This window comes from Allobosea sp. P4_E12 (genome assembly GCF_056401655.1).
Genome location: NZ_JBFUIY010000011.1, coordinates 62,389 through 74,859 on the forward strand (window position 1 = coordinate 62,389; position 12,471 = coordinate 74,859).

11 protein-coding genes are annotated in these 12,471 nt (G+C 66.7%); 4 read left to right on the forward strand and 7 right to left on the reverse strand.

Annotated elements, in window-relative coordinates:
• Nucleotides 1–72 precede the first annotated feature (72 nt).
• Complete coding sequence (gene ppdK, locus AC1DW9_RS15900; RefSeq protein ID WP_441506510.1) at nucleotides 73–2,757, reverse strand: pyruvate, phosphate dikinase; 2,685 nt, start codon at nucleotides 2,755–2,757, stop codon at nucleotides 73–75.
• A 177-nt stretch (nucleotides 2,758–2,934) separates the two neighbouring features.
• On the reverse strand, nucleotides 2,935–3,432 hold the full coding sequence (locus AC1DW9_RS15905) for a YcgN family cysteine cluster protein (protein WP_441506509.1): 498 nt from the start codon (nucleotides 3,430–3,432) through the stop codon (nucleotides 2,935–2,937).
• A gap of 267 nt (nucleotides 3,433–3,699) precedes the next feature.
• Between AC1DW9_RS15905 and AC1DW9_RS15910 the strand changes: the two genes are divergently transcribed.
• Genes AC1DW9_RS15910 through AC1DW9_RS15920 form a run of 3 tightly spaced genes read left to right on the forward strand, consistent with a single transcriptional unit; the run spans nucleotide 3,700 to nucleotide 7,151 of the window.
• On the forward strand, nucleotides 3,700–5,925 hold the full coding sequence (locus AC1DW9_RS15910) for a transglycosylase domain-containing protein (RefSeq protein WP_441506508.1): 2,226 nt from the start codon (nucleotides 3,700–3,702) through the stop codon (nucleotides 5,923–5,925).
• A 12-nt stretch (nucleotides 5,926–5,937) separates the two neighbouring features.
• On the forward strand, nucleotides 5,938–6,513 hold the full coding sequence (locus tag AC1DW9_RS15915; protein ID WP_441506507.1) for a DUF1214 domain-containing protein: 576 nt from the start codon (nucleotides 5,938–5,940) through the stop codon (nucleotides 6,511–6,513).
• Nucleotides 6,510–7,151 (forward strand): DUF1254 domain-containing protein, encoded by a 642-nt coding sequence (locus AC1DW9_RS15920; protein ID WP_441506506.1) that lies wholly within the window; start codon nucleotides 6,510–6,512, stop codon nucleotides 7,149–7,151. Before AC1DW9_RS15915 ends, AC1DW9_RS15920 begins: the two co-directional genes overlap by 4 nt.
• On the opposite strand, the gene AC1DW9_RS15925 is transcribed toward AC1DW9_RS15920, so the two are convergent.
• The gene (locus AC1DW9_RS15925) at nucleotides 7,152–7,946 is read right to left on the reverse strand and encodes a hypothetical protein (RefSeq protein WP_441506505.1); all 795 of its coding nucleotides are present in this window, start codon (nucleotides 7,944–7,946) and stop codon (nucleotides 7,152–7,154) included.
• Nucleotides 7,943–8,152: a hypothetical protein gene (locus AC1DW9_RS15930; protein ID WP_441506504.1), complete on the reverse strand. Its 210-nt coding sequence runs from the start codon at nucleotides 8,150–8,152 to the stop codon at nucleotides 7,943–7,945. The genes AC1DW9_RS15925 and AC1DW9_RS15930 overlap by 4 nt, the downstream gene beginning before the upstream one ends.
• 180 nt (nucleotides 8,153–8,332) lie before the next feature.
• Here AC1DW9_RS15930 and AC1DW9_RS15935 point away from each other — a divergent pair, with 180 nt between their 5' ends.
• Complete coding sequence (locus AC1DW9_RS15935; protein ID WP_441506503.1) at nucleotides 8,333–9,466, forward strand: DUF2336 domain-containing protein; 1,134 nt, start codon at nucleotides 8,333–8,335, stop codon at nucleotides 9,464–9,466.
• A 23-nt stretch (nucleotides 9,467–9,489) separates the two neighbouring features.
• Here the strand turns inward: AC1DW9_RS15935 and AC1DW9_RS15940 are convergent, their stop codons facing one another.
• Genes AC1DW9_RS15940 through AC1DW9_RS15950 form a run of 3 tightly spaced genes read right to left on the reverse strand, consistent with a single transcriptional unit; the run spans nucleotide 9,490 to nucleotide 12,270 of the window.
• Nucleotides 9,490–9,825 carry a DUF1491 family protein gene (locus tag AC1DW9_RS15940; protein WP_069877409.1) on the reverse strand — a complete coding sequence of 112 codons (336 nt, stop codon included), beginning with the start codon at nucleotides 9,823–9,825 and terminating at the stop codon, nucleotides 9,490–9,492.
• A gap of 23 nt (nucleotides 9,826–9,848) precedes the next feature.
• Entirely contained in the window at nucleotides 9,849–10,433 is a 585-nt protein-coding gene (locus AC1DW9_RS15945) for a hypothetical protein (RefSeq protein ID WP_441506502.1), read from the reverse strand.
• 13 nt (nucleotides 10,434–10,446) lie between these two features.
• Nucleotides 10,447–12,270, reverse strand: a complete 1,824-nt coding sequence (locus AC1DW9_RS15950; RefSeq protein WP_441506501.1) for a PAS domain-containing sensor histidine kinase — start codon at nucleotides 12,268–12,270, stop codon at nucleotides 10,447–10,449.
• Between the last annotated feature and the right edge of the window lie 201 nt (nucleotides 12,271–12,471).

Genomic DNA, 12,471 nt, shown 5'->3' on the forward strand with positions numbered 1-12,471 from the left:
GAGCATGGCGCAGGCCCGGGACCGACGTCCAGGAGATGGTCGGCTCGAGGCCGACCATCAGGATCTCCCTGCTCAGGCGTCCTTGGCCTTGATCGCGCCCAGTGCGGCTTGCGCCGCGGCCAGGCGTGCGATCGGCACCCGGAAGGGCGAGCAGGAGACGTAGTCGAGACCGATGCTCTCGCAGAAGCCGATCGAGGCGGGGTCGCCACCATGCTCGCCGCAGATGCCCAGCTTGATCCGCGGACGGCTCCGGCGACCGCGCTCGACCGCGAGCTTGACGAGTTCGCCGACGCCCTCCTGGTCGATGGTGACGAAGGGGTCGAATTCCAGGATGCCCTTGGCGGTATAGGAGCCGAGGAAGGAACCCGCGTCGTCGCGGCTGATGCCGAGCGTGGTCTGGGTCAGGTCATTGGTGCCGAAGGAGAAGAATTCGGCGCTGCGGGCGATCTCCTCGGCACGCAAGGCGGCGCGCGGCAGCTCGATCATCGTGCCGACCTGATAGGTGAACTCGGTCTTGCTCTCGCCGATCACGGCCTTCGCCATGGCGTCGATGCGGGCCTTGACGAGGTCGAACTCGGCGACGCCCATCACCAGCGGCACCATCACCTCCGGGATGACCGGCTTGCCGGTCTCGCGCGCCGAGATCACGGCGGCCTCGAAGATGGCGCGGGCCTGCATCTCGGCGATTTCAGGGTACGCCACCGCCAGCCTGCAGCCGCGGAAGCCGAGCATCGGGTTGAACTCGTGCAGCTCGGCCGCCCGGCGCCGGAGCACGTCCGGCGTCACCGCCATGGCGCGCGCCACCTCGGCGATCTCCTCGTCGGTATGCGGCAGGAACTCGTGCAGCGGCGGATCGAGCAGCCGGATCGTGACCGGCAGGCCCTGCATGATGGTGAAGAGCTCGACGAAATCCTGCCGCTGCATCGGCAGGAGCTTGGCCAGCGCGTCGCGCCGTCCCTTGTCGTCGCCGGCGAGGATCATCTCCCGCATCGGCAGGATGCGATCCTCGTCGAAGAACATGTGCTCGGTGCGGCAGAGCCCGATGCCCTCGGCGCCGAAATCGCGGGCCGCGCGGGCATCGCGCGGCGTCTCGGCATTGGCACGGACCTTGAGGCGCCGAACCTTGTCGGCCCAGCCCATCAGCGTGCCGAAATCGCCGGAAAGCTCCGGCTGTTGCATCTTGACCTCGCCAAGCAGAACCTGGCCGAGGGTGCCGTCGATCGTGATGAAATCGCCGGCCCGCAGCGTGGTCGGCCCCACCGTCAGCGTGCCCTTGGCATAGTCGACCCGGATCTGGCCGGCGCCGGAGACGCAGGGCTTGCCCATCCCGCGCGCCACGACCGCCGCATGCGAGGTCATGCCGCCACGCGTGGTCAAGATGCCTTCGGCGGCATGCATGCCGTGGATATCTTCCGGACTGGTCTCGACCCGGACCAGGATGACCTTGCGGCCTGTCTTCTTGGCAGCCTCCGCATCGTCTGAATTGAAGACGATCTCCCCGGCCGCCGCACCGGGCGAAGCCGGCAGGCCGGTCGTCAGCACGCGGCGCTCGGCCTTGGGATCGATCGCCGGGTGCAGGAGCTGTTCGAGGGCGCCGGGCTCGACGCGGCCGATCGCCTCCTCCTCGCCGATCAATCCCTCCTGTGCCAGATCGACCGCGATCCTGAGCGCGGCCTTGGCGGTACGCTTGCCGGACCGGGTCTGCAGCATCCAGAGCTTGCCCTCCTGGATGGTGAACTCCATGTCCTGCATGTCGCGATAATGCTTCTCGAGGATGCCGTAGATCCGGCAGAGCTCGGCATAGGCCGCGGGCATCGCCTTCTCCATGGAAGGCTTGTCCGAGCCGGCGGCCTGACGCGCCACCTCGGTGATGTCCTGCGGAGTGCGGATGCCGGCAACGACATCCTCACCCTGCGCATTGATCAGAAACTCGCCATAGAGCGCGTTCTCGCCGGTCGAGGGATTGCGGGTGAAGGCGACGCCGGTGGCCGAGGTCTCGCCCATGTTGCCGAACACCATCGACTGGACATTGACGGCCGTGCCCCAGGAGGCAGGGATATTGTTGAGTTCGCGGTATTTGATCGCGCGGGCATTCATCCAGGACGAGAACACTGCGCCGACGGCGCCCCAGAGCTGCTCCTGCGGCTCCTGCGGGAACTCGGCACCGAGCGCCTTCTTCACGATGTCCTTGTAACGACCGACAAGCACCTTCCAGTCATCGGCCGAGAGATCGGTATCGAGATGCAAGCCCTTGCGCTCCTTGTAGTCTTCGAGCGCCTCCTCGAAATGGCCGTGATCGACGTCGAGCACGACGTTCGAATACATGGTGATGAAGCGGCGATAGCTGTCCCAGGCGAAGCGGGCGTCGCCCGAGGCCTTCGCCACGGCCTCGACGGTGACGTCGTTGAGGCCAAGGTTGAGGACGGTGTCCATCATGCCTGGCATCGAGGCGCGAGCGCCGGAGCGCACCGACACCAGAAGCGGATTGGCAGGATCGCCGAAGAGCTTGCCGGTGAGACGCCCCATCTCGGCAAGCGCAGCCTTCACCTGCCCGGCGAGATCGGACGGGAAATTCTTGCCATTATCGTAATAATGGGTGCAGACCTCGGTGGTGATCGTAAAGCCGGGCGGAACCGGCAAGCCCAGATTGCTCATCTCGGCGAGGTTTGCACCCTTGCCGCCGAGCAGGTTCTTCATGCCCGCTTCACCCTCGGCCTTGCCGTCGCCGAAGGTGTAGACCCACTTCCCACCAGCCATCACAACTACCTCTTCATCCAGCCGGGCTCAGCAACGCGCCGGCGATCCAAAAGTTTCATGCGAAGCGCCGCCGGCAGAGACAGCCGGGCGGCAGGGACGGGCGAGGTCATGCCGAAAAGCGGATGAACAATCAATGAGCGAGGCTGCAGCAGGATTGCTGCAGATCTGCGACGCTCCTCAGCCACGCAAAGGGTTGCGCGCCGCACGCGGCCAACGCAGCGGCCAATTGACGATACGTTCGGGCAGGTCGTCCTCATCGACGTCATCTTCACTGGCGAAGACCCGGCCGCGCACGGAGACGCCGGCCGTGACGACCGTCTCGGGGTCGCCAGACACCAGCGGATGCCACCAGGGCAGGTCACGCCCCTCCCCGACCAGCCGATAGGCGCAGGTCGGCGGCAACCACGGCAGCGTGCGAACGTCTTCCGGGGTCAGCGTCACGCAATCGGGAACGAGCGTCGAGCGATGGGAGTAATCCTTGCAGCGGCATGTCCCGGCATCGAACAATCGGCAGCCAATATCGGTCGCGTGGATGCGGCCGGTATCGTCGTCCTCGAGCTTCACCAGGCAGCAGCGCCCACAGCCGTCACAGAGCGATTCCCACTCCTGCATGGTCATCTCGTCGAGCGTCTTGCTAAGCCAGAATGGCTCTGGCCGGATGGGTGCGTCCGTCATGAAGGCGCTTATGCGCCCTCGTGGGGTTCGTGGGAAGCGCCGCGATGCCGCGCATCCCAGCTGCACGTCGATCCGGGCGGACTGTTTCGCAATGGCACGGATCGTCTGGCGCGAAACCTGCTGTTCATCTGCTTAAAGGATGACACTGGCCTTCACGCGCGCGAAGGTCGATCCTATGTCCCTACCAAGGGGCACTTTGGGTTGCCAACACCATCCGGTCGCGGCAGGAGATAACCGCAGTTTTTCGTCAGGGTGGCCCGGGCGGCGATGGAGTTCAGGAAGGCAAACTGGACGACCCGTCTCAAGCGCTTCGCGCTTGCCGTCGATTCATGGATCGACGACACGCTCTGGGGCGCGGGCCGTCGCGCGGGCGAAGCCTATGAACGTTTGCGCAGCTATGCCGACCGGCTGACCGTCTCCGGCGGCAAGCGGCTCGCAGCGGAGTTCGCCAGCGAGGGCCTGAATGTCGGGATCGCCGGCGCTCTCGTCATGCTCATGCTCGCAATCCCGGCCTTCCACGAAGGCCGCGAGGAGGCGCTCAAGCATCAAGTCTTCGCGGTGACCTTCCTGGACCGATACGGCTCCGAGCTCGGTCATCGCGGCGCGCGCCATGACGATTCGCTGAAGCTCGAGGAACTGCCGGACCATCTCATCAAGGCCGTCCTGGCAACCGAGGACCGGCGCTTCTACGACCATTTCGGCATCGACATCTTCGGCACCTTTCGCGCGATCACCGTGAACGCGCGCGCCTCGGGCGTGGTGCAGGGCGGCTCGTCGCTGACCCAACAGCTCGCCAAGAACCTCTTCCTGAGCAATGAGCGCTCGCTCGACCGCAAGATCAAGGAAGCGTTCCTGGCTCTGTGGCTCGAATACAGGCTGACCAAGAACGAGATCCTCAAGCTCTATCTCGACCGCGCCTATATGGGCGGCGGCACCTTCGGCGTGGCGGCTGCGTCAGAATATTATTTCGGCAAATCCGTGAAGGATGTCAGCGTGGCCGAGGCCGCCATGCTGGCAGGACTGTTCAAGGCGCCGACCAAATATGCGCCGCATGTCAATCTGCCGGCAGCCCGCGCCCGCGCCAATGACGTGCTGAACGCGATGGTCGATGCCGGGTTCATGACCGCAGGCCAGATCGACAGCGCGAAGCGCAACCCGGCGACCCCGGTCGACCGTAAGCGCGACGTCAGCCCCGATTACTATCTCGACTGGGCCTTCGAAGAGGTTCGCAAGCTGGCTGATGAGGGCAAGATCGGCCCGGACCGGGTCCTGACCGTCAAGACGCCGCATGATCCGGCGATCCAGGATCGCGCCGACCACGCGATCGAGACGGTCCTGCGCCAACACGGCCCGGCCTATCATGCGAAGCAGGCGGCGACCGTGGTGATGGACCCTGACGGCGCCGTGCGCGCGATCGTCGGGGGGCGCGACTATGGTGCGAGCCAGTTCAACCGCGCGACGGCCGCAAGGCAGCCCGGCTCTTCGTTCAAGCCGTTCGTCTATGCGGCAGCACTCTCCGCGGGGCTCTATCGTCCTAACACGATCGTGACCGACCGCCCGGTCTGCATCGGCAACTGGTGCCCGAACAATTACGGACGCTCCTATGCCGGGTCGATGCCGTTGACGGTGGCGCTGGCGAAGTCGATCAACACGATCCCGGTGCAGATGTCGATCGCGATCGGCCGCGCCACCGGCGAGACCCACGAGGCGCGCGCGGCACGCATCGGCCGGATGAAGATCATCGAGACGGCGCACGCCATGGGCTTGACCACGCCGCTGACCGACACGGTCTCGCTGCCCATCGGCGCAGCCGAAGTCACGGTCATGGATATGGCCGCAGGCTATTCCGTGTTCGCCAATGGCGGGCTGCGGGCCAAGCCCTATGCCGCGATCGATATCCATAATTCGCAGGGCGAGCTGATCTACCGGCATGATCGCGACGACGGCACCGGCAAGCGCGTGCTGAGCGTCCAGGTCGCGCAGGACATGAACTTCATGCTGTCCAAGGTTCCGACCGAAGGCACCGGGCGTCGCGCCGCGCTCGACGGCGTCGTGACGGCCGGCAAGACGGGCACCACCAATGGCTACAAGGACGCCTGGTATGTCGGCTATTCCGGCAATCTGGTCGGCGCGGTGTGGTTCGGCAACGACGACTCGTCGGAGACGGCGAATATGACGGGTGGTTCCCTGCCGGCAATGACCTGGAAGGAGATCATGCAGTTCGCCCATCAGGGGCTGGAGCTGAAACCGATCCCGGGTGTCACGCCTGTGACCGACCCGAAGGTCGCAGCACTCGCCAAGGCCAATGCTCCGGCAGCCGATGCCGCAGCGCTGGGCGCCGGCGCAGGACATATGCCGCGCCAGTCCTTCGAGGTTCTCTCGGCGGTCGGCGCGATGTTCCGCACGATCGAGCCGGTGCGGGCGGCAGGACGGACGGCCCAGGCCGGCATCCAGGACCTGACGCCACCGGGTGGCGCAAGCCGCATCCGCTGAACAGGCTTAGCCGTGCGCCTCCTAACGCTCTCCTACATCATCGCACTCGGTGCCGGGCTCGGGCTCGCCTCGGCGCATTATGCCGTCGCGGAGCGCCCTCCGCTCGGACGGCTGCAGGTCGGTTCATGGACCGCCTGGCCGCGCAGCGGCGGGCGTGATGTCGATCCCTATATGCGGGCCTATCTGGCCCGCGGCGTGCATCTGCCCCTTGGCTCCGGCGAAGGGCTCGAGTTCATCGCCGAACGCGACGAGAGCGGCCAGGTGCTCGACGGGCGCTGCCGCTATCTCGTCACCGGAACGACGCCGACGACGCGAGGCTGGACACTGAACGTCACGGACGCCGATGGCCACGCCTTTCACCTGCCGCTCGAACGCAGCGGATTCACCGATGCCGAGATCGTGCGCGACGAGAGCGCCGGTGTCCGGGTGGTTGCCGGGACGACGCCGGAGGCGGGGAACTGGCTGCCATTGCCCATTCGCGGGCGGTTCCAGTTTCGGCTGAGGCTCTATGATACCCCGATCTCTGGACATGCCAGCGAACTGCGCCCCGAGTCCCTTCCCCGCATCGGCCGGATCGATTGCCGATGACAAGTTTCGAGCCCTCCCACGGTGTTTCCGGTCCGGTCGTCGCGAAGGCAAAGCGGGCGATGAATTGGCGTCTGCGCATCACGACCGCGATCCGCCGCTTCGCACTGGCGACGCTGGCCGGGCTGGTGCTGGCCGGAATCGTCCATATCGTGATCGTGCTGCTGATCCCGCTCTTGTCGGAGCGCGATGCGGCAACGGCTTATGCGGCCTTGGGCGCCGGGGGGCAGGCCGAACTGGTATCGGCGCAGACCGCAGGCCTGCCGGCCCCGCGTGATGCCGACCCTGCCCTGGTGACCGCCGTTTGCAGCTATGATCTGAGTGCCGGCCCGATGCGGGTGGTGGCTCGCGTCGGATCACTGCCGCTGGGACTATCGCTGCACCGGCGTGGCGGCGGTGTCGGCTACGCCATCACGGACCGGGCCGCGATCCGCGGGGTTCTGGAATTCGTGGTGATGACCAGCGAACAGCTCGACGAGCGATTGGCACGCGACGAGGAGGGAGAGACCACCCGCGAACTGCGTGTCGTGTCCGACACGGAGCAAGGCCTGATCGTCGCGCGTGTCCTGGCGAAGCTGCCTTCCGACCGGCCCGATGCCGAGGCGATGGCCAAAGGCGTCGCCTGCGGCCTGGCGGATTGATCAGCCCTTGTAGACCACCGGCCTGGACGGCTCGTCACTCCGGAAGGTGCCGATCAGCGGCAACTTGCAGAGGGGCCCGGCCTCGGCCTCGAGCGCCATGATGCTGCGTTCGGCCCTGACCGCGTCGCGCGCCGGCATCTCGACGACGAGATTGGCCAGCGCATAGCGGTAGCTTTCCAGCCGGAAGGCGACACGCTCGCAGACCCAGAGAATCAGGCCTTCATTCTCGATCACGCGCGCCAGGGCCGGATCGTTCTGATCGGGCGGCACGAGAGGCGATGCCTCCAGCGTCTTCATCCGGATCCGGTCTGCCGCTACCACCCTGGCTGCATTGCCCCGGAACGGCCCGATCAGCAGGCGGTCGGCGTGGGCATCCTCGGCCAGCCGATTGTAGCGCGAGGCCTGCGACCGAAAGGAGCCGGATATCAGCGACCGATGATAATCGGAGATGTTGCTGGACTGAGCGGCTGCCGGCAGGATTCGGGCATAGGCCAGATCGGAGACCTGGCGCTCGAAGACATTGCGTTCATGTGCCGGCATGACGAAGCGCCAGGCGCGATCGCGCAACTGCTCCTCGTCGTCTGTCATATGGAAATACGATACGGCCTCGCCACGTGCGATTGCGGAGCCGAGGCCGATGCTTGGCGCAATGGTATCGTTCCAGATACCGGGACGCGGGCGGCCGAAGTCGCCGCTGCCCGGCGCACAGCCCGCTGCCGACAGGGCCACCGCCAGAGCCCATTGCAGGCTCCCCCTGCCCGCACCGGAACGCATACGCCGCAACAGGAGCATCACGCCGGCTGCCTGACACTCTTCGGAGCGGACTTGGCACGGGACCGGGTGCTCGGCTTGCGCTCCGGCCTGCCGGAAGCGCGCGGCTCCGGCGGGCGCTCGTAGCGAACACCGGTGAAGAACAGGATCGTTCCGGCTTCCCGGGGAATGGCCGGGAGCAGGCCAGCAACCCTGCGCCGACGCGGCGCGAAAGGAATGACGACGGCCATGATGCGCCTCCTTGGTTGGCGCCTTGGTTGCGGTCGAGGCAGGGAACGGATGGCACGGCGCGGGCCGGCGCCGGCAGCCGAGGCCCTCAAACCGCATCAGGCCCCGACATGGTTAACGCCACATTAACGCGTCGGGCATAAGTTGACGGAAACCACCCGAGTCTCCGACGAGTTGTCAGTATGCCGTCCCGAATCTCCGCCGATCTTGCGCAGCTCGCTCGTCTCGCGCGTGACGGCGGGCTCGATCTCAGCCAGGTTTCACTGCGTGTGAAAGCCGATCTGCTGATGTCGACTGCCCAGCCCTCCAGCGAGGATCTGGAGGCGTTTCGGGAGATGGCACTCGCCCTGATTCCCGCCATCGATGAGGGCACAGCCATCATCCTGGCGCGCAAGCTTGCCGGGTGGCGCCATGCGCAGGCTGATGTCCTGCAGGCGCTCAAGGCACGCGGTGGGGCTGTTCTGTCGACGCTGATGCGCCATGGCGGCCCGATCTCGCCCTCCGAGCTCGAAGACATTGCAGCCCATGGCGACGCAGCAGCTGCCATTGTCGTTGCCGAACGGGCCGACCTGCCGGCCAAGGCCAGCCTGATGCTGGCGGGTCGGGGCGAGCGGGCAGTCGATCTGGCGCTCCTCGCCAACCCGTCCGCCCCCCTGCCCCGGCCCGTGCTCGACCTCCTGCTCGACCGGGCGCGAGACGATGCCGCCTATGTGCCGGGCCTGCTTGTGCGGCGAGACATCAACAGCGCAGATCTGATCCCGCTCTTCCTGCATGCCGGAGCCGAACGACGCCGCGCCACAATCGAATCGCTTGCGGCGCTGGAGGCGGTCAGCCCATCGGAGAGACGCCCGGCGCCGACGCCGGAGACCTTTGCAGGCTGGCTCGCCACCGCCGAACAGGATCGCGATGGCCTCTTCGGTGCGCTCTCGAGCCAGCTGGGCACGGGCATCCGTCTCGCCGAGGCAATGGCCCGCGATCACTCGCGCGACCTGACGGCACTGACCTTGATCGCCGGCGGCGTCAGCGTCGAGGACGCGACGCGCCTCCTGATCCGGCTTGGCGACGATGCCGCCCATTCGGTGGAGCGCATTTTCGCCCTGGTGGCGCTGATGCGCTCGGTCACCCCAGGGGTGGCCTATCGGCTCGTCATGCAGATATCCGGCGAGAGCAAGGGTCTGTCCAGCCGCAAGGGCCAGCACCAGCCCCTCCTCGACCCGAGTGGAACGCCTGCCCGTTCCGGCGCCGCCAGGCCCGAAACTCGCTCGGTCCTCGACGAGGTCAGACGCGGACTTCGCGGCGGGCGCGAGCACGGCTGAGCGTTCGTATACGCTGCCGGGGGTCAGCCCTCGGCAAGGGCCAGTCTGGGATCGCCCTTCCGGTTCTCGATCTCGACGAGCCAGAGGTCCGGATCGAAACGACGTTCGCGCTCCACCCGTTCCTCAACGCTTAGCGGGTCGGAATCGAGGATCAGCTGAAAGCGGCGTGCGCCGCTCTCGTCCGCCAGCGCCTGCGGCGCAGGCCCGTAGAGCGCGGCGGTGCCGTCAAGCCGGTCGAGTTTGACGAAGATCGCCCCGGCCTCGCTGGCACCGCGGCGGCGCAGGACGGCATCGAAGCCGTCGAGTGCCGCCTGCCGCAAATAGGCTGAGACCCAAAAATCGCTGGTAAGACGCGCCATCGTCGGAAGGTACGCGATCTGCCTCAGTTTTCCACGGTGCGGCGCGGCGAAGCCGGCTTGGCCGAAGCCACGCCCCGGATTTCCGCCGGAGGCCGCATGTCGACACCGTTGATCAGATCGGCGATCGGATCCCGGTCACGCACCGGGGCGGGAGCACGCTGTGCGGCCGCCTGGGCCGGCGCAGGGCGCGGGGCCGCATTGACGGATGCCGGTGGACGCGGCGCCGCTTCACGAGCCGCCTGCGTCAAGCCGCCCGGGCGCGAAGGGGGCAATTGCGCGGGCTCCGCCGGAACGGATGCGGCCGGAGCGGGAGCGGCAGGGGCCTGCTCGGTGCGCCGCTCCGCGTTGCGCGGCGACGGGGTGGCCGTCGTGGATTGTGAGAGGATTGGCGAGGGATGACGCGCCTTCTGAAACAGGAGCGCGTTCATCAGGATGGCCGCGGCGGCAGCCGAGAACAGGGTCAGGATCAGGCTACGACCCGGGCGACGCAAGGTTGCGCGCCAGATCCGCATCAGGAAGGACGCCTTGCGGCGAGCCGGCGGGGCGCGTCTCGCCGGAGCGGACAGGGTCGCGTTCGAGTGAGCGCGGGCTGCGAGTGTGACGGACATGGTCGGCTCTCGATCAGGCAGTCAGACGATAGGGTTCTTTGGTTTCGAAGCCGCGGCGCGGCGCTCGGGCGAAGGTAACGATCTTTGCGGGCTCGGAGGCCTGGGCGACGCCGCCAACCGGTAACCTCACCGAGACGCGCGTGCCGACACCTGGAGCGCTCTCCACCGTCAGGCGGCCACCATGCAGGCCGACGAGGCCACGCACCACCGACAGGCCGAGACCGGTGCCCTCATAGGCGCGGTCATAGGAGCCCTTGGCCTGGAAGAAGGGGTCGCCCAACCGTGGCAGATCCGCGGCCGCAATGCCGATGCCGGTATCGGACACCGAAAGATCGAGCATATCGCCGTCACGCACCACGGCCAGCGTGACCCGGCCGCCAGCCGGCGTGAACTTGATCGCGTTCGAAAGCAGATTCAGCAGGACCTGCTTCAGCGCACGACGGTCGCCACGCAGCAACGGCAGATCCGGGCCGATGACGCGTTCCAGGGCAACCTTCTCCGCTTCGGCACGTAGCGCCATCAGCCTGCAGCCGTCCTGGGCAAGTTCCGCAAGATCGAGCGGCTCCTGCTCGATCGCCATGACTCCGCTCTCGATCTTGGAGACATCGAGCAAGGTATTGACGACATCGAGCAGGTGATGGCCGGAAGCATGAATGATATTGGCGTATTCGAGGCGCTTGCCAGCATCGAGCAGGCCGTAACTGTCGGTTCCCAGCATTTCCGAGAAGCCGATGATCGCGTTCAGCGGTGTGCGCAGCTCATGGCTCACCGTGGCGAGAAACTGTCCCTTCTCGTCGCTCGCACGGACGGCCTCGGCATGGCCGCGCGCCCGCTCTTCGTCGAGCGCACGACGCGCGGTGACGTCGCGCATGACGCAAACGACCGCAGCCCCGTCCCGCGGCCCGGCATTCGCGACGCGATGCGCCTGCATCTCGAGCCAGAGGGCCACCGGAGAGGACGGCGTTCCCGGCTCGTCCTGGCGCGGCACGAACAGCGTGCGGAAGCAGGCGCTCGCTGTCCCGTCACCGTGCGCGGCATCGCTGAGCGCCTTGAGGAAAAGGGGGCGGTCGGCGACATGGACACGCTCGAGCAGCCCTCGCCCGATCAGCTCGCGCGGCTCTGCGCCCGTCAAGGAGGCCGAAGCCGCATTGGCGAAGACAACGGCGCCGGTCGCATCATGCCAGGTCACGAGGTCTCCAACATGGTCGAGCAGGAGCTGCGCACGCACGCCGGAGGCGCGATGTTCGCGCATCTCGTCGTCACGCCGCCACAGGAAGCCGAAGGCAACCACCGAGACATGCAGGATTGCGGCAGCAGCCAATAGCGGCATGGCAGCGGAGACCCAGGGAGCCGGCTCCGCGGACAGGCCGAATGCATGCACGATTGCGACCGAAGCCAGGGCGCCGGCAGCGATGGCGCCGGCGCGGGCAACATAAGCCCGCGAGCCGAAGAACATGGCCTCCGCCGGAATGGCGGCGAGCCACAGCAGGAGTGGCGACGCGATCCCGCCGGTCATGCCGGAAAGCGCGACGATCAGGAGCGCCAGCGCTGCGGCCGAAATGCAATGGGCGAGTTCGAGCCGCCCGCTGCGCGAGAGAATGAAGACAGCCAGCAACGGAAGCGTCACCGCAATCAACACAAGCAGTTCAAGCGCGCCCATCGTACCCCGCCAGGCGAGATAGGCCGGAGCCAGGCTCAGGGCCACCGCGCCGAGCGTCAGCCGCGTCAGCATGAAGCGCTCGTGGCGGATGCGCTCAACGGAATTCGGCAGCACCGATGGATGAACCATCGCCGCTACCTGTGTCCTGATCGCCGTCATCGTGATGGGAAAACGCAACGCTCACCTCGGCAGGCCGACTTGCCTGTAACATCCCGATCCTTGCCGAGCCGGGTTTAAGCGGGGTTTAAGGCGATTGCCGACCGAACGCGCCGAACCTGTTCCGCGGAGAGAAATTCGACAAATTGTACAGATAGTTAGAGCAGTTCGGCCGACGAATTTCATCCATTTCGATGTTCGCAGCAGGGTGAACGGAAGCTG

Excerpts from the sequence above, each read along its gene's own strand:
- ppdK (WP_441506510.1), bottom strand. The coding sequence starts at position 2,757 with ATGGCTGGTGGGAAGTGGGTCTACACCTTCGGCGACGGCAAGGCCGAG.
- AC1DW9_RS15905 (WP_441506509.1), bottom strand. The coding sequence starts at position 3,432 with ATGACGGACGCACCCATCCGGCCAGAGCCATTCTGGCTTAGCAAGACG.
- AC1DW9_RS15910 (WP_441506508.1), top strand. The coding sequence starts at position 3,700 with ATGGAGTTCAGGAAGGCAAACTGGACGACCCGTCTCAAGCGCTTCGCG.
- AC1DW9_RS15920 (WP_441506506.1), top strand. The coding sequence starts at position 6,510 with ATGACAAGTTTCGAGCCCTCCCACGGTGTTTCCGGTCCGGTCGTCGCG.
- AC1DW9_RS15930 (WP_441506504.1), bottom strand. The coding sequence starts at position 8,152 with ATGGCCGTCGTCATTCCTTTCGCGCCGCGTCGGCGCAGGGTTGCTGGC.
- AC1DW9_RS15935 (WP_441506503.1), top strand. The coding sequence starts at position 8,333 with ATGCCGTCCCGAATCTCCGCCGATCTTGCGCAGCTCGCTCGTCTCGCG.
- AC1DW9_RS15940 (WP_069877409.1), bottom strand. The coding sequence starts at position 9,825 with ATGGCGCGTCTTACCAGCGATTTTTGGGTCTCAGCCTATTTGCGGCAG.
- AC1DW9_RS15945 (WP_441506502.1), bottom strand. The coding sequence starts at position 10,433 with ATGTCCGTCACACTCGCAGCCCGCGCTCACTCGAACGCGACCCTGTCC.